Genomic DNA, 21,668 nt, shown 5'->3' on the forward strand with positions numbered 1-21,668 from the left:
GCTACGCCATCCGTCCGATTCCCTTGTGCAGACCCCTTGATGAGCCGTCAAACCCTCCCCTAGCTTCATAGCAATCGTTTTCTATCACTCACTTCCCGGAGCCGCAGCATGTCTGACCGACACCCCCCAACCCCCTTCCTCTCCCCCTCCCGTCGTACCGTCCTCGGCGCCGCAGCCGTGGGCGCCGCCGCGCTCGGGCTGCCCGCCGTGGCCGCGGGGCGGGCCGTCGCCGCGGCGGTGTCGGCCGAGGACGGGCTGCCCGTGCTGCGGACCTGGCGGAGTGCCGGCGGCTTCGTCCACCCCGGTATCGGTGTCTCGGCCGGCAATCTCCGGCTCGCCCGCGCCCAGGTGCTCGCCGGGCTCGAGCCCTGGGCGAGTTACTACTCCGCGATGCGGCAGACGTCGTACGCCTCCACGACGCTCACGTCGAAGAACCTGGGCAGCGTCCTGGACCGGCCGGGTACCGATGTCTTCGCCTCGCAGGGGACGGAGTCGAAGCTCATCGAGGACTCCTGGGGCGTGCTCACCCAGGCGATCCTGTATTTCGTCACCGGCGATCCGGTCTACCGCGCAAACGGTATGCGGATCATCCGGATCTGGAGCCACATGGCCCCGGACAAGTACGCGTACTACGCCGACGCCCAGATCCATTCCGGCGTGCCGCTCTACCGGTTGCTCGCGGCGGCGGAGATCTTCCGGGCCACCGACTTCGACGCCGGGTACGGCGACTACGACATCGCCTGGCACGACTCCGACACCGCGAACCTGACGGCCAATCTCGTCGTCCCGCTGACGGAGACGTTCCTGCACAAGAACACCTACTACTACAACCAGCATCTTTATCCGCTGGTCGGCGCCCTGGCCGCGTACATCTTCACCGACAACCTCGCGCGCTACCGCGAGGGCGTCGAGTGGTTCACCGTCAACTCCACGACCACGCGGCCCGAGCAGAACGGCGCCATCGCCTCGCTCTACCCGAGGATCGACCGGCGGGACCCGCTCAACCCGTACGGCTACTCCTTCGTCCAGCATCAGGAGATGGGCCGCGACCAGGCGCACGCGGAGGACGACGTCTACGCCGCCACGGGGCTGGCCCGCATCCTCACCGTGCAGGGCACGCGGGTCGACCCGGTCAAGGGCACGGTCTCGACGGCCCGGGGCGCGGTCAGCCCGTACCGCTTCCTCGACAACCGTCTGCTGGCCGGTGCCGACGCCTTCTACCGCTACATGCTGGGGCACGACATCCCCTGGATCGACACCACCGGCGGCCCGGCCAAGGTCTCCGAGGCCTATCGCGGACGCCTGTTCAACGCCTTGGACGAGCTGCATCACGTCTACACCTACGACGAGCCCGTCAACCTCCGCAAAGAGGCACCGGGGCTGGTCGAGATGCTCCGCCACGCCGAGGGTCCGACCTACTACTACGGCGCCTCGCTCGCGAACTTCTGGGGCGGTATCCAGCCCAACCCCGAGTACTGGCTCTCCCTCCCCCGCGCCGTCGCCGGTCGGAATCCACCCCGGCTCAGCGGCCCGAACGTGCCGTTCGCGACCAAGAGCATCCTGCTGGACGGCCGTTCGAAGGTGGTGGCCGAGGACGAGCTGCGGTTCGTGCGGGTGCGGCCCTCGAAGAAGGGGAGCGTCGTCGCGATCCGGCAGCTGATGTACGGCGACACCTCGAAGTACTACCCGGTCGGGGTGCGTCTGCGTACGACCGCCTCCGCGACCCTGGAGATCAGCCGGGACCGCACCAGCGCTCCGTACTACACGCTCACCGTGCCCAACACGCACGGGCAGTGGCGGTATCTCACCTACAACCTCCAGGCGTCCGTCGTCCCGGCGAGCGTCGTCGGCAACTACATCGCTTACTACCGGATCAAGGGACGGCCGGCTGGGCGGGTCGACCTCGATCACGTCAACCTGCTTGCCGTCAGCCAGCTTTCACCGCCGTTGTTCCCGCAGGGCGCGGCGACCACGGTCATCGGGCTCAAGGACGTACCGCTGACCCGGTCCCTGGCGGCCGTCGACCCGAACGCCTCGGACACCGTCAGCTACGCGGCCGAGGGGCTCCCGGCCGGCGCGAGTCTCAACTCGGTCTCCGGCACGCTTACTTGGACCCCGGGCGCGTCCCAGACCGGCACGCACACCTTCCATGTCGTCGCCACGGACGGCACTGTCGACACCGTCCTCGACGTGACCCTCCCGGTGGCCGCCGACCGTGCTTCCGCCTATCAACTCGCCCTGGACGCCTACGACATCACCGCCACCTACACCACGGCCTCGCTCGCTGTCTTCCAGCCCGTCGCCGACTCGGTGAAGGCCTCCATCGACACGGCGGACGACGAGACGTTCCTCGCCAACCTGGTGACCCTGCAGACGGCGGTGACGAAGCTCCAGCTCCTCTCCCCGCGCCTCGCCGACGACACCAGCCTCGCCTATCCGGCCCTCGTCGCCTCCCCCACCCTCACCACCGCGGCCGTCGCCAACATGACCGACGGCGACTTCAACACCACCAGCGGCGATCTGCGCGCGCCGTTCGTGCTCGACTTCGGCGTCGACTACCGCTTCTCCGCGACCGCGTTCGGCCTCCGGGCCCGCTACAACTTCGCCAACCGCTCGCAGGGCGCCAACGTCTACGGCTCCGACGACAGGGCGACCTGGACGAAGCTCACCGTCAGCGAGACGACCGACACCTCGGACGAGGACTTCGCCATCGAGACCATCGACGTCTTCGAGCAACTGCGGGGCGAGCGCTACCGGTTCCTCAAGGTCCAGGTCGACCACCCGGGCGTCCCCACCGACCCGGCCTACCCGGGCATCTCCTCCTTCAGCGAACTGCGCATCCACGGCGACCGCCACGAGGCCGTCAACAAGATCTCGTCGGCGACCCTCACCTCGTCCAACGCGCTCCCGGGGCGTGCCGTGGGCGGCGACACCGTCACCCTCACGCTCACCGCGAAGGAGGCCGTCACCGGCGTGACGGTGACCGTCGAGGGGCGGGCGGCGGAGGTCACGGCCGACGGCGACACCACCTTCCGCGCACGGGCCGTCCTGCCCGACGACATCGACTCCGGCCGCACCCTGCGCTTCAGCGCCGACTACACGACCACGGCAGGCACCGCGGGCTCGACCGTCCACGCCACCACCGACGACTCGTATCTCTACCTCTCCAACGAGGAGAACATCGTCAACGGCGTGATGGCGAAGGCGGATCTGGTGAGTCTCACCGGCACGTCCGAGTCCGCCAAGGCCGCCGCCACCGCGCTGCTCTTCGACGCGAGGACCACCACGTACACCGACACCCGGGCGGTGAACGGCCAGTACTACATCGTCTGGGACTTCCGCGCGGGCGGCTCGCTCGCCCTCGACCGCGCCGATCTGCTGGTGCGGCAGGACTCGTACGGCACCGGTCGCTCCGGCGGGCTCCAACTCCTCGGCTCCGACGACCTCGTCACCTGGACGGCCATCACCGGCAAGGCCCAGGCGACCCTCCAGTGGCAGAACCTCGCGCGCGCCGACGGCGCCGGTTCCCCGGTGCCGTACCGGTACATCAGGCTGGCCAACACGAACATCATCAACGTCGCCGAACTGCGGTTCTTCGGTACGTACACGGCGCCCGGGGCGAGTTGACGCAGCCGGGACAGGGATCGACTTAACTGCCGTACCCACAAAGGGTGTTGGGGCATAGGTTGGCGTCGGACCATCCTTGCCCCGGCCATGGCAGCCGCCGCCCTGGCCCCGCCCTGTCGAGAGACGGAACGTCACCCATGAGTGAGCAGGCCGCCACGCCCGAACCAGCGGAACTCCAGCGGATCGACACGTTCGAGACGATCGACACCTCGGTGCCACACTCGGCGCGCATCTGGAACTACTGGCTGGGCGGGAAGGACAACCATCCCGTCGACAGAGCCGCCGGTGACGCCTACACGGACGTCTTCCCCGGCATCGTCACCATCGCCCGTGGCAGCCGGGCCTTTCTGGCCCGCAATGTCACCTATCTGGTCGCCGAGGCGGGCATCCGGCAGTTCCTGGACGTCGGGACCGGTCTGCCGTCCGCCGACAACACCCATCAGGTCGCCCAGCGCCTCGCGCCCGAGACCCGGATCGTGCATGTCGACAACGACCCGCTGGTCCTCGCCCACGCCCGCGCCCTGCTCCGGTCGACGCCGGAGGGAGCGACCGCGTACATCGAGGCCGACGCCCAGGACACCGGCCGTATTCTCGAAGCCGCCGCGCGGACGCTCGACCTGGCCCGGCCGACCGCGCTGATCCTCAGCAACATCCTCGGGCATGTCGCCACGCACGAGCGGGCCCGTTCGATCGTCGCCGAGCTGATGGGGGCGCTGCCGTCGGGGAGTTATCTGTCCGTCAACGACGGTTCGGCGGGGATCGATCCCGTCTTCGAGCGGGCGCAGAACGCGTACAACGAGAGCGGGGCCGTCCCCTACAACCTGCGGACCGTCGAGGAGATCACCGCCTACTTCGACGGTCTGGAGCTGCTCGATCCCGGGGTCGTCTCCGTCCCGCTCTGGCGGCCCGACGGCACCGGTCCCGAGCCCCGGGTCATCGGCGAACACGGCGGGCTCGCCCGCAAGCCCTGACCTGACCCGACCTGATGTGCGGCGACGGTCAGTCGCCGGGGCGTGTGTGCGGTTTGACCAGGCCGCTCTGGTAGGCGACGACGACCAGTTGGGCGCGGTCCCGGGCGTCCAGCTTGGTCATCGCCCGCTGGATGTGGCTGCGTACGGTGAGCGGGCTCAGGACCAGTTGCTCGGCGATCTCGGCGTTGGACTTGCCGTACGCGGCCAGGGCCATGACCTCGCGTTCGCGTTCGGTCAGCGTCCTGACCGCGTCGGGGAGGGCGACGAAGTGGTCGGTGTCCGGGGTGGTCAGGAAGCGGGTGACCAGGGCGCGGGTGGCGGTGGGTGAGAGGAGGGCGTCGCCCGCCGCGACCGTGCGGATGCCGGCCAGCAGGGTGTCGGGGCTGACGCCCTTGCCGAGGAAGCCGCCCGCGCCGGCGCGCAGCGCCTTGGCGACGTTCGCGTCGTTCTCGAAGGTGGTGAGGATCAGGATGTGGGTGGCCGCGAGTTCGGGGCGGGCGCAGATGGCCGCCGTGGCGGCGACTCCGTCGAGGTTCGGCATCCGGATGTCCATGATGACCACGTCGGGGCGGTGCGTCGCGGTGAGGTCGACGGCTTCCTGACCGTCGGCGGCCTCCGCCACGACGGTCAGGTCGGCGGCCGAGTCGATGAGGATGCGGAAGGTGGCCCGGAGCAGGGCCTGGTCGTCGGCGAGCAGGACGCGGATGGTCATGGGGCGAGGCCTTCGTCGTTGCTGTCGTCGTGGCTGTCGTCATGGCCGCCCTCGATGCCGGTGAGCGGCAGCACGCAGGTGACCTCGAAGGCGCCCTGGGCTCGGCGGCCCGCGTGGAAGGTGCCGCCCACCGCCGCCGCGCGTTCGCGCATGCTGAGCAGTCCGAAGCCGCCGCTTGAGCTACGGGCGGGCGTGGGCCGGTCGGACGGGGTGTCGTTGGTGACCGTCAGGGTCAGTCGACGACGGCTGTAGGACAGCGCGACCCGTGCCGTGCGGGTGGTGGCGTGCTTGGTGACGTTGGTGAGGGCCTCCTGGAGGATCCGGTAGGCCGTGAGGTCGAGCACCGGGGTGAGCGGGTGCGGCCGACCTTCGGTGGTGACCGTCACCTCCAGGCCGGCCGCCGAGCAGGCGTCGATCAGGTCGGGCAGCTGTCCGAGGCCGGGGGCGGGGTGCAGTTCGTCGGCGGGGTCGGTGTCCTGGTGGAGCAGGCCGACGGTGGCCTTGAGTTCGCGCAGGGCCGCGGCCGTGGACTCGGGCAGCCTGGCGACGATCTCGAAGGCCTTGTCGGGGTCGGTACGGGCGATGTGGGCGGCGGTGGCTGCCTGGGCGTCGGCGAGGGTCAGATGGTGGGCGACCACGTCGTGCAGTTCCCGCGCGATGCGCATCCGCTCCTGGATCACCCGGTGCCGTGCCTCCTCCTCACGTTCACGCGCGGCGTGCTCGGTGCGGGCCACGGCGTACTCACGGCGTACCCGGACGTAGCTGCCGAAGACCGCCGACAGCAGCGTCCAGGCTGCCGGGTTGACGAGGGCGAGGATCAGGGAGTTGGGGAAGGATGGGAGGAACAGTCCGGCGACGATCATGCCTGCGGCGGCAGTCAGCGCGCTGTTCCAGGTGGTACGGCGGGAGGTGCGCACGCTCGTGGAGTACAGCGCGACCAGGAGCGGGCCCATCAGGCCGGGTGTCAGCAGGTAGCCCATCGTGCCCAGGCCCATGGTGCACAGCAGGGTGACGGCGAGAACCTGGACGGGGTGGTCGCGGCGCCGGTACAGGGCGGCGCAGGCGAGGGCGGACAGGGCCACGGCGGGCCACAGGAGCGGTGTCTCGTTCAGGACGGCGCGGGTGAAGACGACGCCGAAGACGGTCGCGGCGAACAGCAGGACGAGTGTCACGGCTTCGACGGCTCGCGGGCGGGTCGCCGCTCTGCGCTGCCAGTTTGTGCTCATCACGCTCCGAGACGGTTCCAGAGGCAGGGTACTCGGGCGCGGCCGGGCCGCGGCACCGTGCTGTCCGGTGCCGCGGCCCGCCCGTGCCGGGGTCGTGTCAGAGCCGGGCGGGTTCCTGGGGTGCGGGCTCGCTGTCCGCCGGTCCGGTGCCGTCTGCCGGGCGGGCGGTGAGTCCGGAGCCCTCGACGTCGACGCGGGGCAGGACGCGGTCGAGCCAGCCGGGCAGCCACCAGGCCTTGTCGCCGAGCAGGGCGAGCACGGCGGGGACGAGGGCCATCCGTACGACGAAGGCGTCGAAGAGGACCGCTACGGCGAGGCCGAAGCCGATGGTCTTGACCATGGCCTCGCCGGAGCCGATGAAGCCGGAGAACACCGCGATCATGATCACGGCGGCGGCGACCACGACCCGCGCGCTGTGCCGGAACCCGGTGACGACCGCGTCCGGGGCCCGGTCGCCATGGACGTACGCCTCGCGCATCCGGGCGACCAGGAACACCTCGTAGTCCATCGCGAGGCCGAAGACGATGCCCACGAGGAAGATCGGCATCAGGCTCATGATCGGACCGGCCTGCTCCACCCCCAGCAGTCCGGCGCCCCAGCCCCACTGGAAGACCGCCACGACCGCGCCGAGGGCGGCCAGCACCGACAGCAGGAAGCCGAACGCGGCCTTGACGGGCACGAGGACGGAGCGGAAGACGATCAGCAGCAGGAGCAGGGCCAGGATGATGATGACGGCCAGGTACGGCACCAGGGCGTTCTGGAGGGCCTGCGCGATGTCGATGTTCATCGCGGTGCTGCCGGTGACCTCGAAGGTCGCGCCCGTCTCGCGTTCCAGGCCGGAGCGCTCGGAGCGGATGGTCTTGACGAGGTTCTTGGTGGCCTCGGTGTTCGGTCCCGCGGTCGGGACGGCGGAGAAGAGGGCGGTGTCACCGGCCGGGTTGAACCGCGCGGGGGACACGGAAACGACACCCTTCGTCGCGCCGATCTCCTTGGCGATCCCGCTCACGGCCGCCTTGGGGTCGGACGCGCCCGTGGCGTCGACCACGATCGTCAGGGGGCCGTTGAAGCCCGCGCCGAAGCCGTCCGCGAGGGCGTCGTAGGCGCGGCGCTCGGTGGAGGAGACCGGCTTGGACTCGGCGCCCGGCATGCCCATCTCCAGGCTCGCGGCGGGCACCGCCAGCACACCGAGGCCCACGACGGACACGATCAGCACGGTCCACGGGCGGCGCAGAACGAACCGCGCCCAGCGGGTGCCGCCGTTGGCCTTGGCCCCGGTGGACGGAGCTGCCATGGGGCCGCGATTGCGAGTGGCCCGGGAGAGTACGGCGTCCGGCCACATGCCGAGCAGGGCGGGGACGAGGGTGAGGGCGACCAGGACGGCGACGACCACGGCGCCCGCCGCGCACAGGCCCATCTTGGTCAGCATGGGTACGCCCACCACCGACAGTCCGGCCAGCGCGATGACGACGGTGAGTCCGGCGAAGACGACGGCGGACCCGGCCGTGCCGACGGCGAGGCCGGTCGCCTCGCGCGGGGCGTGCCCGCCTGCGCGTTCCTCCCGGTAGCGGGAGACCACGAACAGGGCGTAGTCGATGCCGACCGCGAGTCCGAGCATGGTGGCGAGCGTGCCCGTGGTGAGCGAGAGGCCGAAGACGCTGCCCAGGGCCATGATGGAGGCCATACTGACGCCGATGCCGATGAGGGCGGTCAGCAGGGGCAGTCCCGCGGCGGCGAGGGAGCCGAAGGTGATCAGGAGGACGACGGCGGCCAGCACGATGCCGATGGCCTCGGCGGAGCCGCCCGCCTCGGGCTGCTCCGACAGGGCGTTGCCGCCGACCTCGACCGTGAGGCCCGAGTCGCGGACCTTGTCGACGGATTTCTCCAGCGCGGCCTTGGCGGTGTCGGTGAGGTCGGCGGCGGCGACCTTGTAGTTCACCGTGGCGTAGGCGGTGGAGCCGTCCTTGCTCACCGCGCCCGCCGTGAAGGGGCTCACCGCGTTCGCGACCTGCGGTTCGTCGGCCGCCTCGGTCACCAGGGCGCCGATGGCGGCGCGGTTGCCGGACGCGGTGACCTTCTCGCCGTCGGGGGCGACGAACACGATCCTCGCGCTCGCGCCGTTGGCGTCGGTGCCGGGGAAACGCTCTCCGATCAGGTCGAACGCCTTCTGCGCCTCGATGCCCGGCATGAAGGACGTGCCGTCGTCGGAGCCGGCGGGCGCCTTGACCGCGCCGAGTCCGACGACACCGAGCAGCAGGGCCCACAGCAGCGCCACGAGCCAGCGCCGCCGGAAGGCGGTCCGGCCCAACCGGTAGAGGAAGGTAGCCACGAGAAAGAGATCTCCAGGTCTGGGTTCGGGTGGATCACCAGACTGGCTCGCGGGGGTGGGCCGGGACATCGTGCCCGTGCTGGCACTCCGGTTTGGTGCCGCCGCACGAGGGGGTGGGGGTCCGTCCTCCTTGAGGAGGAGGGCGGAACACTTCGGGGGTATGACCGGGAGACCGTCTCTGACGTCGTGTCAGTCCGCTGTGTGCGGATGGCGTTCCTTCCAGGCTCCCGTCTCCTCCCGGAGGTAGGGGGCACGCACCAGCGCGGGCTGTTGAACCAGGCGACGGTGAGCTGGAGAGCAAGGCCGATCACGAAGACGAGGACCAGCAGCAGCGCCACCGTCATCGCCAGTCCGCCGACGGCGAGGGGGCCCAGCCCGCGGTTCACGTCGTCCTTGAAGCGGAACACCCGCTGGTCCACGACGCGCCGGTAGTACTCCGGGTCCGTCCACAGCTTCCGGGCACGCCGGGCCGAGAAGCAGGCGCTGCCGCCCCAGAACAACAGAAGGAAGATCCCCACAGCTCACTCCACCCGATCCAGAACAAGAACCAGAACCAGAACCAGAACCAGTCTGTGAGGCCGACGACGGCATGGTCGACGTGACCGTGCGGCGGCCAAGCGTATAGCCGACCCGCCGCACCGCACCTCGGCCCCGGCGCTCCTCGCGGAAGGAGTGCCGGGGGCCGAGAGTGTTGGCCGTCTCCGCGTCGAGTCGTCGCCGGTCAGTGGAACTCGACGGTGTCGACCCGGTTGAGCAGCGCGTCCCCGTCGAGGAACCGGCCCAGGTTCGTCGCGAAGAGTTCCGCGAGAAGGACACCCGTCGGGCTCTGCAGTGAAGGCTGTCTCCATGGAGAAAACGGGGATTCGACCCATGCGCGGTGACACCCAGCGCAATCGCAGGCAACTCATCAAGGCCGCCGCCAAGTTGTTCAAGAACTCGCCGACGCCGGTAAGCCTGGCCGAGATCGCCAGGCGCGCCGAGGTGTCGACCGCCACGGCCTACCGGCACATCTCCTCCGTCGAGGACGTCCTGCACGCCTTCCGCGCCCAAGTCGGCTCCGAACTGCGGGACTTCAGCGCGGCACAGACGACACGCGGTATGCAGCGGCTGGAGGCGGTGTCGCGCTACTGCTGGGTGTCGCACGTCCTCGGGATCACCGGGTGAGCGGTTCCTCGTAGGCCGTCAGGTCCACGAGGTGTAACCGCCGTCCACGCGGATCGTGTTGATGCCACTGATGTGCCGGGCGCCGCAGCGGTCCTGTGGGAGGACGAGCTGGGGGCCGGCGCGGTCCAGCGGGGTGGCGTCGATGGTCGTGGCCAGGAGTACGGGCGCACGGCCGAAGTCGGGGTCGATCTCGGCCCAGGACAGCAGGGCGTGGTGGCCGTCCGTGCCGGTCACGGCGATCAGGAAGCGCAGCCGGTCCTTGCGGCGGGCCGGGTCGAAGCCGGGGCGGGCCGCCGACAGGACGTCGTGCAGCAGGGGGCCGGTGAAGCGGTGGTGCTGGGTGCCGCTGGTCGCGCACTCGAAGCTGACGTCGGCCCGGTGCTGGGGCCAGGCCAGCAGATCGGACACGGTCAGCCGGGACGGCTTGGCCAGGTCGCCGGCGAGGGTGAGCGAGGCCATGGGAACGGCGGCCGTACCGGCGGCTGCGAGAGACTGACCCACGGGCTACCACCTCCCGGATGACCGTACCCGGACCGGCATCCCGTGCAAACGCACATGCCAGGTTTGTAGATCACAGTTCTGGCTCATGCGAAGGCACAGGAGACATTTCCCTCGCATCTGCGGCAGTATCATCAGCGCCTGGACCAGCAGTCGTAACCGCAGGTGAATGTGTCCGTGAGGACCAGAGGGAGTGGACCCGAGATGACCCGTACCGCGCGCCGGACCCGCCGACCGATGCAGGTGGCCGCCCTGGGGGCCACCGTGCTGCTCGCGCTGAGTGCCTGTTCGTCGTCGGACGACTCCTCCTCGGCGAAATCGGACTCCTCGGCCTCGGCGTCGGACAAGCTGTCCGGCACGGTGACGGTGTTCGCCGCCGCGTCGCTGAAGGAGAGCTTCACGACGCTGGGCGAGCAGTTCGAGAAGGAACACCCCGGTACGAAGGTGACGTTCAGCTTCGGCGGCAGCGACTCCCTCGCCGCGAGCATCACCGGCGGTGCCCCGGCGGACGTGTTCGCCTCGGCCAGCCCCAAGACGATGAAGATCGTCACGGACGCGGGCGACGCCACCGGCACCCCGGCCACCTTCGTCCGCAACCAGCTGGAGATCGCGACCCTGCCGGGCAACCCCGACAAGATCGCCTCGTTGAAGGATCTCACCAAGTCCGGTCTGAAGGTCGTGCTGTGCGACAAGGAGGTGCCGTGCGGTGCCGCCGCGCAGAAGGCCCTGGACGCCGGCAAGCTGAAGCTCACCCCGGTCTCCTACGAGCAGGACGTCAAGTCCGCCCTGACGAAGGTGGAGCTGAAGGAGGCCGACGCGGCCGTCGTCTACAAGACCGATGTGCACGCCGCGGGTGACAAGGTGGAGGGCGTGGACTTCCCCGAATCGGCCAATGCCATCAACGAGTACCCGATCGTCCAGCTCAAGGACGCCCAGAACACCGAGGCCGCCAAGGCGTTCATCGCCCTGGTGCAGTCCGCGGCGGGCCAGCAGGTCCTGACCGAGGCCGGGTTCCTCAAGCCGTGACCCGCCCGACCGACAGGTCCGGCGCCGCGGCCGACACCCTCCGGGGTGGCCCGCGGCGTCGGCGCGTCCGGACAGGTGGCGGCGGCCGAGGGGCTCCCCTGCCGCTGCTGGTCCCCGCGCTGATCGGCGTCGCGTTCCTCGTCGTACCGCTGATCGCACTGCTCGTACGGGCCCCCTGGCGCAGTCTGCCCACGCTGCTGACCAGCGCCGAGGTGTGGCAGGCGCTCCAGCTGTCCCTGGTCTGCGCGACCGCCGCGACAGCGGTGAGCCTGGTCATCGGTGTGCCGCTGGCCTGGCTGCTGGCCCGGGTCGAGTTCCCCGGGCGCGGCCTCGTACGAGCCCTGGTCACTCTCCCCCTCGTGCTGCCGCCGGTGGTCGGCGGTGTGGCGCTGCTGATGGCGCTCGGCCGCAACGGCATCGTCGGGCGCTCGCTGGACTCCTGGTTCGGGATCACGCTGCCGTTCACCACGGCGGGCGTCGTGGTCGCGGAGGCGTTCGTCGCGATGCCCTTCCTGGTCATCAGCGTCGAGGGCACCCTGCGCGCCGCCGACCCCCGCTTCGAGGAGGCGGCGGCCACGCTCGGCGCCTCCCGCTTCACCGCGTTCCGCCGGGTCACGCTGCCGCTGATCGCGCCGGGGATCGCGGCCGGTGCGGTGCTTGCCTGGGCGCGGGCGCTGGGCGAGTTCGGGGCGACGATCACCTTCGCCGGCAACTTTCCCGGCCGTACGCAGACGATGCCCCTGGCGGTCTATCTGGCCCTGCAGAGCGACCCGGAGGCCGCCATCGCCCTCAGTCTGGTCCTGCTGGCCGTGTCCGTCGCGGTGCTGGCGGGCCTGCGCGACCGTTGGATGACCGCAGGATGACCGACATGCACAAGGCTCCCGCCGACACCGTCCCGGAAGGGCTCGACGCCCGTCTCGTCGTCGAGCGCGGTGCGTTCCGGCTCGACGTGGCGCTGAGCGTGGCGCCCGGCGAGGTCGTCGCGCTGCTCGGCCCGAACGGCGCCGGGAAGACGACCGCCCTGCGCGCCCTGGCCGGTCTGTCACAGCTCACCGAGGGCCATCTCCGCCTGGACGGCACGGCGTTGGAGCGTACGCCGCCGGAGTCCCGCCCGGTCGGCGTCGTCTTCCAGGACTATCTGCTCTTCCCGCACCTCACCGCCCTGGACAACGTGGCGTTCGGGCCGCGCTGCCAGGGCGCGTCCAAGGCGGAGGCACGTGCGCAGGCCGCCGAGTGGCTGGACCGCCTGGGCCTCACCGACCATGCCGGCGCCAAGCCGCGCAAGCTGTCCGGCGGCCAGGCCCAGCGCGTCGCCCTCGCCCGCGCCCTGGCCACCAGCCCGCGCCTGCTGCTGCTCGACGAGCCGCTGGCCGCCCTGGACGCCCGCACCCGCCTGGAGGTCCGCGCCCAACTCCGGCGCCATCTGGCCGAGTTCGAGGCCGTCGCCGTACTGGTCACGCACGACCCGCTGGACGCGATGGTGCTGGCCGACCGGCTGGTCGTGGTCGAGGACGGCCGGGTCGTCCAGGAGGGCACCCCGTCCGACATCGCCAGGCACCCCCGCACGGACTACATCGCCCAGCTGGTCGGCCTGAACCTCTACCGGGGCGAGGCCAACGGCCATACCGTCCGCCTTGACACGGGCCCCGCCATCACCACCACGGAGACCCTGTCCGGCCCGGCGTTCGTGGCGTTCCCGCCGAGCGCGGTCACCCTCTACCGCGACCGCCCGACCGGCGCCAGCGCCCGCAACCTCTGGCGCTGCGAGGTCGCGGGCCTGGAGACCCACGGCGACCAGATCCGCGCCGACCTCACCGGCGAACTCCCCCTGGCCGCCGACCTGACGACGGTCGCCGCGGCCGAACTCGGGCTGCACCCCGGGGCGGAGATCTGGGCGGCGGTAAAGGCGGCGCAGACACACGCGTACCCGGTCTGAGCGGCGATCCCGGGCCCTGGACGAGGCGACCTCCGCGACCTCGGCCCCCGCCGCCGTACGGTGATGCTCCCGGTGGCGCCTGTGGGCGAGTTGGGTAAATTGAACGGATGTCTGATGCGATGGTCATGCGCTACTCGCGGTGGACGTTCGCCTTCGACGGCCGTTCGCTGACCATCACCCGACGCGGGACGCCCTGGCGCCGCAGCCGGGTCGAGCACCTGCCGCTCGGCCGCCTACGCGCCTGCTACCTCCGCAAGTCGGAAAGCCACGGCCTCGAAAGCCTCACCTTCCGGCTGGTCCACGACACCGGTGAGGTGGCGATCGGTCGCGACCGGCAGCACTACGAAGGCGACGCCTACTGGTTTGCGAGCTACCTCAGTGAGGCGATCTGCGAGCGGCTGCGCCGGGTCTTCGAGCACACCGTCGGGCTCGGTCCGCACTCCGAGCCGGACCTCCTTGAGCTTGTCCGACCGGCGCTGGATCTCCCCCCGCACAGCATCGGTGTGGGCGACATACCGTACCGTCTGCGGGCGTTGCGCAAGGAGGACCACCTCGTGTCGGTCCCCCGGAAGCCCGCCCCGACCCTCCCCTCCGACCGGCAGACCAACCACCACAACGCGCTGAACGACACCCCACCTGTCTACGAGAAATGGTGGACCTTCGTCGAGCACGTCCGCGCCGGCTACGAGCCGGTGGACGACCCGGGTTGGGAGGAGGTCGTCCAGGATCTCCGGCGGGGCGGCGACATGATGACCCGGAGCAACTGGCGGCGGTACAACCGGTCGGGCTACCGGACGCGGGGCGACTAGGAGCCGCCCGGCCGATCCGGCGCGACGCCCAACTCCTTCGCGGCCTCGACCAGTTCGCGCCACACCTTCACGGCGACGGCCACCCCTCGGTGGCCCGGCGCTCTGCCAGGGCGGTGCTGCGCTCGCCGGGGTAGAAGACGCCGGACGCGTCGGACGCGATCGGCAGTGACTTCAGGGTGCTCGCCCACGACCTCGCGGCGCGGATCGCGCAGCCGCTCGACGTGCTCGCCGCCCTCGAAGGCGACGGCCCGCTGTCCGGGCGCACGGCACCCGTGCGGCTGGCCGGCCCGTCGGAGCTGCTCTGTGTACGTGTCCTGCCCGCGCCGGCTCCCCTGGTCGCCGAGGGGGTCGAGCTGCGCGTCACCCAGGGGCTGCCGGAGCCGCTGCTTGAGGAGCTGCGGGCGGGCCGCCACGACCTGGTCATCACCACCCGGCGCCCCCGTGGCCGCGGTCTGGACTCGGTGCCGTCGGCCGACGAGGAGAACCTGCTGGTCGCCGCCCCCGCCTGGGCTGCACGCGTCGCCGCGCACCCGCAGGCCGACGACCTGTGCGCCGCCCTGCGCGAGGTCCCCCTGGTCACCTACGCCGAGGATCTGCCGATCGTGCGCCGCCACTGGCGGACCGTCCTCGGCAGACAGCTCGCCACGCACGCCGCCGTCACGGTGCCCAAGCTGTACGCGGTCCTGTCGGCGGTCAACGTCGGCGCCGGGATCAGCGTGCTCCCCCGCTCGCTGTGCCAGGAGTATCTCGACTCCGGCCGCCTCACCCTCCTCCACGAACCGGAGGAACCGCCGCTGAACACCCTGTTCCTCGTCCAGCGCCCCGGCGCCGAGACGGACCCGGATGTGCTCCGGGTCCGCGAAACCCTCCGACTGGCCTCCCGTGCTTGGTAGTTGAGGCTCGAAGTGATCCACTGGGGTGCGGCAGCAGGGAAGATGACCTCATGACGATGTGCAAGAAGTGCGGTGCGCGCAAGCGCAGTTGGTTCCGTTCCTGTTCGCAGTGCCGCTCGGGATCGGGCCGGACGGAGGCGGCCGGGGACGCCGCCGATCTGGCCGTGGCGGGAGGGGCGTTCGAGTGGGCCTGGCGTGGGGTCAGGGCGGTGGTCCGGCTGGTGGTGCGCGCCCTCAACTGAGGCGTTCACGCTGACCTGTTCAGTATCCGATGGCCTCGCGGAGCAGCAGCACGGTGCCCCGCCCCGGGTGGGGTTCCGCGTTGAGGACGAGCAGACGGTTCACCGCGCTGGGCACGCCGTACGCCGCCTGCGCTCGGACGTTCTCCAGCGGAAGTGCGTGTTCCTCGACGCGACGCAGGGCCGTGCTCAGGTCGGGCACCACCTTCTGCGCGCCGACGATCCAGACCGCACGGGCCGCGCCGCCCGCGTTGGCGGGAAGCTGGCTCCCACTGCCCGAGGCGAGGACCAGCGAGCCCGTCTCGGTCACCGCGGCGACGCTGTTGACGACGAAGTCGGGGCCCGCGACCAGCCTGCGGATCTCGTCGGCGCCGGTGGCCCGGTCGATGGCCAGCACGCGGGGCCGGACGGCGTCGTACCGGCCGCCGGTGTTGATGTCCTCGTCGATGCCGGACAGCCGGAGGGTCTCGCTGGCCCCGGTGAGCACGGCGGCGCCCTCGGGGACCAGTTCCCGGACGCGGACGCGCGCGGCTGCGGCGTCGTCGAGGATCTCGGCGGCGAAGCCGTTGGCGCGGAGGGCGGTGGCTGCGCGCTCCAGGCGTTCTGGCGACGCGGGCTCGGCGAAGGACGCGGCCGGGGTGTCCGTGGCGCGGGGTGCCGCACCCGCGAGCGGGGAGGTGTCGAGGTACCTGACCTCGTACACCCGCTCGGCGAACCGCCAGCCGTCCTCCGTACGCCGGTAACGGTCGTGGTACACGGCGTAGTTGAGGCCCTCGTGCCCGTCGAGGGTGCGGGCGAGTTCCTGGAGGTAGGCGCGGCCGGTCGCGGTGTCGCCGTCGAGCACGATCGTGCCGGGGTGGGTGGTCTGCACGAAGATGTCCCACCGGCTCTGCAGCCGCTCGCCCCCGGCCAGGATCTCCTCCCGGCCGACCAGCTCGACGGGGATGTTGGGCATGCGCAGGACACCGTCCGGGGTGAACAGCGCGGCCAGCCGTGGCCGGTCGCGCATCATCGCCGCGTCGGTGAACTCGCCGCGCAGCGCCTCGATCTCGACCCGGTCCGCGACGGCCTGGAAGTCGTTCATGGATGGCCCCTCTCCCTCTCGTTGTCGTCCTCGCCGGTACGACAACGCAGCCGTGCGGAATGTGAGGTGACGTGGCGGCCTCACAATCCGCACGGCTGTCCTGTCGTAAGGCGTAGAAGGGGTAGCGGGTAACAGGTAGAGGCAGCGACAGCCAGCGAGGGAGACGGCCGGACCATGACCACCAGAGCCGAGAGCGGCGGCGCCGAGGACCGGAGCGATCCGGGGCTCGCCGCGATCATGAGCGAGCGGCGCCGGCTGATCAACCTCGGCTACCGGCTCCTCGGGTCCCTCGCCGACGCCGAGGACGTCGTACAGGAGACCTACGCCCGCTGGTACGCCCTGTCCGTGCGGGAGCAGCGGGCCATCGAGTCGCCCGGTGCCTGGCTGACGACGGTCGCGGGCCGTATCTGTCTGAACCTGCTCGGTTCGGCGCGGGCCAGACGGGAGACGTACGTCGGCGACTGGATCCCGGAGCCGGTGCCCGAGCCCACGGAGTGGATCACCGGGTGTTCCGGCGCCGCCGGGACCGACCCTGCCGATCGGATCACCCTCGACGAGTCGGTGACGATGGCCTTCCTGGTCGTCCTGGACGCGATGACCCCGGCCGAGCGCGTCGCGTTCGTGCTGCACGACGTCTTCCGCTACCCCTTCGGCGAGGTCGCGGAGATCGTCGGCCGTACGCCCGCGGCCTGCCGTCAACTGGCGTCCTCCGCCCGCCGCCGGGTCCGCGGCGCGCAGGCGCCGGCGGCGGTCCCGAGCACCGAACAGGCGGGCATCGTCCGGCGGTTCAGGACGGCATGGGAGGCGAAGGACATCGAGGCGCTGGTCGGTCTGCTCGACCCGGACGCCACCGCGACCGCCGACGGCGGCGGGCTGGCCGTCACGCACGCGCACCCGCTCGTGGGCGCCGAGCGCATCGCCGGTGCGTACGCCGAGATCGCGCGGGTGGCTGGCGACCGTACGACGTTCGTGGAGTGCACGGTCAACGGCCTGCCCGGCCTGGTCGCCTACCAGGACGGCACGGTCGCGACCGTGTTCGCGTTCGAGATCGCGGGCGACCGGATCAGCCGCATCTGGGCGGTGCGCAACCCCCAGAAGCTCCGCCCCTGGCTGACCGGTGAACCGGGCCGGACCGAGGACCCGACCGACGGCGCGACCGACAACTCGACCGGGGGTCCGACCGACGGCTCGACCGGAGGCTCTGCCGACAGCGAATCTGCCGCAGGCCGAGAAACGGGCCGCTGACGCCGGACCGGGCCGAGAGTGGGGAGTGCGGGGCGATCCGCCGTACGACGCCCCGCGCACCCCCATCTCCATCTCCATCTCTCACCCAGGAGCCCTCATGTCCCCACTCACCGCCGCCGGTCTCCGGCCGACGGCCCTGCTGCCCCGGGCCGAGGAGGGCGACACCCCGCCCTCCCGGTTCGACGACCAGCTGGCCGCCCAACTCCTCGCCCAGCGCATCGTGTTCCTCGGCACGCAGGTCGACGAGGTCTCCGCGAACCGGATCTGCGCCCAGCTGCTCCTGCTGTCGGCGGAGGACCCGCGCACCGACATCAGCCTGTACATCAACAGCCCCGGCGGCTCGGTCACTGCGGGCCTCGCCATCTACGACACCATGCAGCTGATCCCGAACGACGTGTCCACGCTCGCCATGGGATTCGCGGCCAGCATGGGCCAGTTCCTGCTCAGCGTGGGCGCGGCGGGCAAGCGGTACGCACTCCCCAACGCGCGGATCATGATGCACCAGCCGTCGGCCGGGATCGGCGGCACCACCGCCGACATCGAGATCCAGGCGGAGAACCTGGAATTCACCAAGCGGACCGTCGAGCGGATCACCGCCCGGCACACCGGCCAGAGCGAGGAGACGATCTCCCGGGACGGCGACCGCGACCGCTGGTTCACGGCCGAACAGGCCCAGGAGTACGGCATGGTGGACCAGGTCGTCGGCTCGCTGACCGATGTGCGCCCGGCCGGCGCCCGACGACGGATGGGGCTCTGACATGGGGACGTACACGATTCCGAACGTCGTCGAGCGCACCCCGCAGGGCGAGCGGTCGTACGACGTGTTCAGCCGGCTGCTCGCCGAGCGGATCATCTTCCTCGGCACCGAGATCGACGACGGCGTCGCCAACGTCGTCATCGCGCAACTCCTGCATCTGGAGGCGTCGTCGCCGGAGAACGAGATCGCGATCTACATCAACTCGCCCGGCGGCTCGTTCACTTCGCTGATGGCGATCTACGACACGATGACGTACGTCCAGGCGCCGATCTCGACGTTCTGCGTCGGCCAGGCGGCCTCGACGGCGGCCGTGCTGCTGGCCGGGGGCGATCCCGGGCGCCGGTTCGTCCTGGAGCACGCGCGGGTGCTGCTCGGCCAGCCGGCCAGCGGCGGACACCGGGGCATGGTCTCCGACCTGGCCGTGCAGGCCAGGGAGATGGTCCGGATCCGCGCGCAGGTCGAGGAGGTGCTCTCCCGGCACACGCACCACGACGTGACGACACTGCGCGCGGACATGGACCGCGACAAGGTGTTCACCGCCCCGGAGGCGGTGGCGTACGGCCTCGCCGACGAGGTGGTGAGCCGCCGCCTGGTCAGGGCCTGACCGGTCCTGTGGCCGGCTAGGCGGCCAGGCAGAGACCGTTGTACGGCGTACCAGTGGTCGTCCGCGCACGGGTACGGCTCCTGGTGTACTGCCGGGTCAGCTCGCTCTGGGCCAGGGACAGCAGGTCGCCCAGGCCCAGGCCGAGGGCGTGGGCGGCTGCCGCGAGGACCTCCGAGGAGGCCTCCTTGCGGCCCCGCTCCAGCTCGGACAGGTACGGCATGGAGATCCTGGCCGCGTCGGCCACGTCCTTCAACGTACGCTCCTGCGCGAGCCGTTCGCGGCGCAGGACGTCGCCGACCAGGTCACGGAAGAGCGGCTCCTTGGGTGTGGGCGTCGGCGGGGCCACCGGAGCGGCGGCCGGGGCCGGTGCGGGCGTGGTCCTCGGGCGCAGCGGGATGACGCGGGCCTGGTCGGGCGCTCGGTTCGGCGCTTGATTGCTCACCCCTTCAGCCTAAAAGCCGTCGCTTCCGGGGCAAGGGATCGGCATTCTGCCCTGGGTGGAATCACCGGGCGGGGCGAACAGAGGCCGAAGGGGCGAGCATGCTGCGGGACACTTTCGACGAGGCGGCGGAGCTGTACGACAAGGCCCGCCCGCGCTATCCGCGGGCCCTGGTGGCCGATCTGGCCCGCGCGGCAGGGCTCGGGCCGGGCAGCCGCGTCCTGGAGATCGCGCCGGGCACCGGTCAACTGACCGTCCCGCTCGCCGAGTTGGGCTGCCGGATCACGGCCGTCGAGCTGGGGCCGTCCATGGCCGCCGTGGCCTGGCACAATCTGCGGGACTTCCCGCTCGCCGAGGTGACGGTCGCCGACTTCGACCGGTGGACGCCGCCGTCCGAGCCGTTCGACCTGGCCGTCGTGGCGACCGCGTTCCACTGGCTCGACCCGGCGACCCGGCTGCCCAGGGCGGCCAGGGCGCTGCGGCCCGGCGGCACGTTCGCCGTCGTCACCACCCACCACGTCAAGGGCGGCACCGTCGACTTCTTCGAGCGGGTGCAGCGCTGCTACGAGCAGTGGGACCCGGCCACCCCGCCCGACCTGCGGCAGGTCGACGAGGCCGACACCGCGACGGACACCGCCGAGTGGGACCGCTCCGAGCACTTCGGCGAGGTCACCGTCCGGCGCCACGCCCAGGACATCGCGTACACCGTCGACGAGTACATCGACGTCCTGCTCACCTACTCGAACCACCGCGCCCTCGACGCCCCCTCGCGCCACGGCCTGCTCACCTGCGTCCGGGACCTGATCGAGACGCGGTACGACGGCCGGCTCACCAAGCGCTACCTCCACGAGCTGATCACCGTGCCCCGGCTCACCTGAGCGCGCGGACGGGTCCGCTACGCCGATCCCCCGACCGGTGCCCGGCAATCGGCCCACGGTGTCTACGCCGTCTCCCGGGGCGCTGCCACACTCCTTACCGGCAGGTCAACACCGGTTGGTCTGTGGGCTTTTCACACCCGACGTCCACCCGTCTCCAGTAGGGAACATCACATGTGGCATGCCCGGCGTCGGACCGGGTAAGCGCATTCCGGAACGGTTCCATCGTCCGTAGCGTGATGTTTCTGGGGAGAGGTAACAGGTAATGGACACCGCCATGATCCGGTCGAAGTCAGAGGTCGTCGAGGACACCGCTGGGACCAGGACGGGTGACGCCCCACTGCCCGGAGTACCCGAACCTCGAAAGGTGGCACCGCGTGACGCGCGCGAGCTGTCCCGCCAGTTCTTCCGGCGGCTGACGGAGCTCGAAGAGGGCACGCACGAGCATCAGTACGCGCGCAACACGCTCATCGAGATGAACATGTCGCTCGTGCGGTTCGCCGCCGGGCGTTTCCGGGGCCGCGGCGACGACATGGAGGACATCGTCCAGGTCGGGATGATCGGTCTGATCAAGGCCATCGACCGGTTCGAGCTGTCCCGTGAGGTGGAGTTCACGTCGTTCGCGCTGCCGTACATCATCGGCGAGATCAAGCGCTTCTTCCGCGACACGACCTGGGCGGTGCATGTACCGCGCCGGCTGCAGGAGTTGCGCGTCGAGCTGGCCAAGGCCCGTGAGGAGCTGGCGAGCAGGCTGGACCGCGAACCGACGGTCGCCGAGCTGGCCACGCTGATGAACCTGCCCGAGAACGAGGTCGTCGAGGGCCAGATTGCCTCCAACGGCTACAACTCCTCTTCGCTGGACGCCGCGCTGACCGGCGACGGCTCCGAGAGCGGCGAAGCCGTGCTGGCCGACTTCATCGGCGTCGAGGAGCACGGGATGCGGCTGGTCGAGGACTTCCAGTCGCTGGCCCCGCTGCTCGCCGAACTCAGCGACCGCGACCGGCGGATCATCCATCTGCGGTTCGTCGAGGAGGCCACCCAGGCGGAGATCGGTGAGCTGCTCGGCTGCTCGCAGATGCATGTGTCCCGGCTGATCAAGCGCATCATCACGCAGCTGCGCGAGGGCATGCTCGGCGAACTCGACTACGCCTGACCGGTCACTGGACCACGCCTGACCGATCGGGCGGCCGGCCACGAGGCAGGCGCAGTGCGGACTACTGCGCCTGCCTCGCCGGTT

20 protein-coding genes are annotated in these 21,668 nt (G+C 70.9%); 14 read left to right on the plus strand and 6 right to left on the minus strand.

Annotated features, from left to right (window positions below):
• The first annotated feature begins 108 nt into the window (after positions 1 to 108).
• Complete coding sequence (locus CW359_RS02125; protein ID WP_157968465.1) at positions 109 to 3,627, plus strand: Ig domain-containing protein; 3,519 nt, start codon at positions 109 to 111, stop codon at positions 3,625 to 3,627.
• A gap of 137 nt (positions 3,628 to 3,764) precedes the next feature.
• Complete coding sequence (locus tag CW359_RS02130) at positions 3,765 to 4,598, plus strand: SAM-dependent methyltransferase (protein WP_105967933.1); 834 nt, start codon at positions 3,765 to 3,767, stop codon at positions 4,596 to 4,598.
• 28 nt (positions 4,599 to 4,626) lie between these two features.
• Here CW359_RS02130 and CW359_RS02135 read toward each other — a convergent pair whose 3' ends face one another.
• The 3 genes from CW359_RS02135 to CW359_RS02145 form a co-directional block, all read right to left on the minus strand.
• The gene (locus CW359_RS02135) at positions 4,627 to 5,310 is read right to left on the minus strand and encodes a response regulator transcription factor (RefSeq protein ID WP_105967934.1); all 684 of its coding nucleotides are present in this window, start codon (positions 5,308 to 5,310) and stop codon (positions 4,627 to 4,629) included.
• Entirely contained in the window at positions 5,307 to 6,536 is a 1,230-nt protein-coding gene (locus CW359_RS02140) for a sensor histidine kinase (protein WP_105967935.1), read from the minus strand. Before CW359_RS02140 ends, CW359_RS02135 begins: the two co-directional genes overlap by 4 nt.
• A 97-nt stretch (positions 6,537 to 6,633) precedes the next feature.
• Entirely contained in the window at positions 6,634 to 8,862 is a 2,229-nt protein-coding gene (locus CW359_RS02145; protein ID WP_105967936.1) for an MMPL family transporter, read from the minus strand.
• Positions 8,863 to 9,732: 870 nt separating this feature from the next.
• On the opposite strand from CW359_RS02145, the gene CW359_RS02150 reads away from it, so the two are divergent.
• The gene (locus CW359_RS02150) at positions 9,733 to 10,026 is read left to right on the plus strand and encodes a TetR/AcrR family transcriptional regulator (RefSeq protein WP_232838171.1); all 294 of its coding nucleotides are present in this window, start codon (positions 9,733 to 9,735) and stop codon (positions 10,024 to 10,026) included.
• 18 nt (positions 10,027 to 10,044) lie between these two features.
• Here CW359_RS02150 and CW359_RS02155 read toward each other — a convergent pair whose 3' ends face one another.
• Positions 10,045 to 10,527: a molybdopterin-dependent oxidoreductase gene (locus CW359_RS02155; protein ID WP_105967937.1), complete on the minus strand. Its 483-nt coding sequence runs from the start codon at positions 10,525 to 10,527 to the stop codon at positions 10,045 to 10,047.
• 201 nt (positions 10,528 to 10,728) lie between these two features.
• On the opposite strand from CW359_RS02155, the gene modA reads away from it, so the two are divergent.
• The 6 genes from modA (at position 10,729) to CW359_RS02190 (ending at position 15,430) form a co-directional block, all read left to right on the plus strand.
• Complete coding sequence (gene modA, locus CW359_RS02160) at positions 10,729 to 11,550, plus strand: molybdate ABC transporter substrate-binding protein (RefSeq protein WP_105967938.1); 822 nt, start codon at positions 10,729 to 10,731, stop codon at positions 11,548 to 11,550.
• The gene (modB, locus tag CW359_RS02165) at positions 11,547 to 12,413 is read left to right on the plus strand and encodes a molybdate ABC transporter permease subunit (RefSeq protein WP_105967939.1); all 867 of its coding nucleotides are present in this window, start codon (positions 11,547 to 11,549) and stop codon (positions 12,411 to 12,413) included. The genes modA and modB overlap by 4 nt, the downstream gene beginning before the upstream one ends.
• Positions 12,410 to 13,486, plus strand: a complete 1,077-nt coding sequence (locus tag CW359_RS02170; RefSeq protein ID WP_105967940.1) for an ABC transporter ATP-binding protein — start codon at positions 12,410 to 12,412, stop codon at positions 13,484 to 13,486. The genes modB and CW359_RS02170 overlap by 4 nt, the downstream gene beginning before the upstream one ends.
• 107 nt (positions 13,487 to 13,593) lie before the next feature.
• Complete coding sequence (locus CW359_RS02175; protein WP_157968466.1) at positions 13,594 to 14,295, plus strand: hypothetical protein; 702 nt, start codon at positions 13,594 to 13,596, stop codon at positions 14,293 to 14,295.
• A 176-nt stretch (positions 14,296 to 14,471) separates the two neighbouring features.
• Positions 14,472 to 15,188 carry a substrate-binding domain-containing protein gene (locus CW359_RS02185; RefSeq protein WP_332874954.1) on the plus strand — a complete coding sequence of 239 codons (717 nt, stop codon included), beginning with the start codon at positions 14,472 to 14,474 and terminating at the stop codon, positions 15,186 to 15,188.
• Between the two features lie 50 nt (positions 15,189 to 15,238).
• Positions 15,239 to 15,430 carry a hypothetical protein gene (locus CW359_RS02190; protein WP_105967943.1) on the plus strand — a complete coding sequence of 64 codons (192 nt, stop codon included), beginning with the start codon at positions 15,239 to 15,241 and terminating at the stop codon, positions 15,428 to 15,430.
• 19 nt (positions 15,431 to 15,449) lie between these two features.
• On the opposite strand, the gene CW359_RS02195 is transcribed toward CW359_RS02190, so the two are convergent.
• Complete coding sequence (locus CW359_RS02195) at positions 15,450 to 16,511, minus strand: nuclear transport factor 2 family protein (RefSeq protein ID WP_105967944.1); 1,062 nt, start codon at positions 16,509 to 16,511, stop codon at positions 15,450 to 15,452.
• 174 nt (positions 16,512 to 16,685) lie between these two features.
• Here CW359_RS02195 and sigJ point away from each other — a divergent pair, with 174 nt between their 5' ends.
• From sigJ to CW359_RS02210, 3 genes are all read left to right on the plus strand, one after another.
• Positions 16,686 to 17,756: an RNA polymerase sigma factor SigJ gene (gene sigJ, locus CW359_RS02200; RefSeq protein WP_105967945.1), complete on the plus strand. Its 1,071-nt coding sequence runs from the start codon at positions 16,686 to 16,688 to the stop codon at positions 17,754 to 17,756.
• Between the two features lie 97 nt (positions 17,757 to 17,853).
• Positions 17,854 to 18,513 carry an ATP-dependent Clp protease proteolytic subunit gene (locus CW359_RS02205; protein ID WP_105967946.1) on the plus strand — a complete coding sequence of 220 codons (660 nt, stop codon included), beginning with the start codon at positions 17,854 to 17,856 and terminating at the stop codon, positions 18,511 to 18,513.
• 1 nt (position 18,514) lies between these two features.
• Positions 18,515 to 19,117 carry a ClpP family protease gene (locus CW359_RS02210; protein WP_105967947.1) on the plus strand — a complete coding sequence of 201 codons (603 nt, stop codon included), beginning with the start codon at positions 18,515 to 18,517 and terminating at the stop codon, positions 19,115 to 19,117.
• Positions 19,118 to 19,133: 16 nt separating this feature from the next.
• Here CW359_RS02210 and CW359_RS47050 read toward each other — a convergent pair whose 3' ends face one another.
• Positions 19,134 to 19,559, minus strand: a complete 426-nt coding sequence (locus CW359_RS47050; protein WP_105967948.1) for a helix-turn-helix domain-containing protein — start codon at positions 19,557 to 19,559, stop codon at positions 19,134 to 19,136.
• 98 nt (positions 19,560 to 19,657) lie between these two features.
• Here CW359_RS47050 and CW359_RS02220 point away from each other — a divergent pair, with 98 nt between their 5' ends.
• On the plus strand, positions 19,658 to 20,434 hold the full coding sequence (locus tag CW359_RS02220; protein WP_105967949.1) for a class I SAM-dependent methyltransferase: 777 nt from the start codon (positions 19,658 to 19,660) through the stop codon (positions 20,432 to 20,434).
• 262 nt (positions 20,435 to 20,696) lie between these two features.
• Positions 20,697 to 21,584 carry an RNA polymerase sigma factor SigF gene (locus tag CW359_RS02225; protein WP_105967950.1) on the plus strand — a complete coding sequence of 296 codons (888 nt, stop codon included), beginning with the start codon at positions 20,697 to 20,699 and terminating at the stop codon, positions 21,582 to 21,584.
• Positions 21,585 to 21,668 lie beyond the last annotated feature (84 nt).

Origin of the sequence: Streptomyces geranii (genome assembly GCF_002954775.1) — a bacterium.
Lineage (GTDB): Bacteria > Actinomycetota > Actinomycetes > Streptomycetales > Streptomycetaceae > Streptomyces > Streptomyces geranii.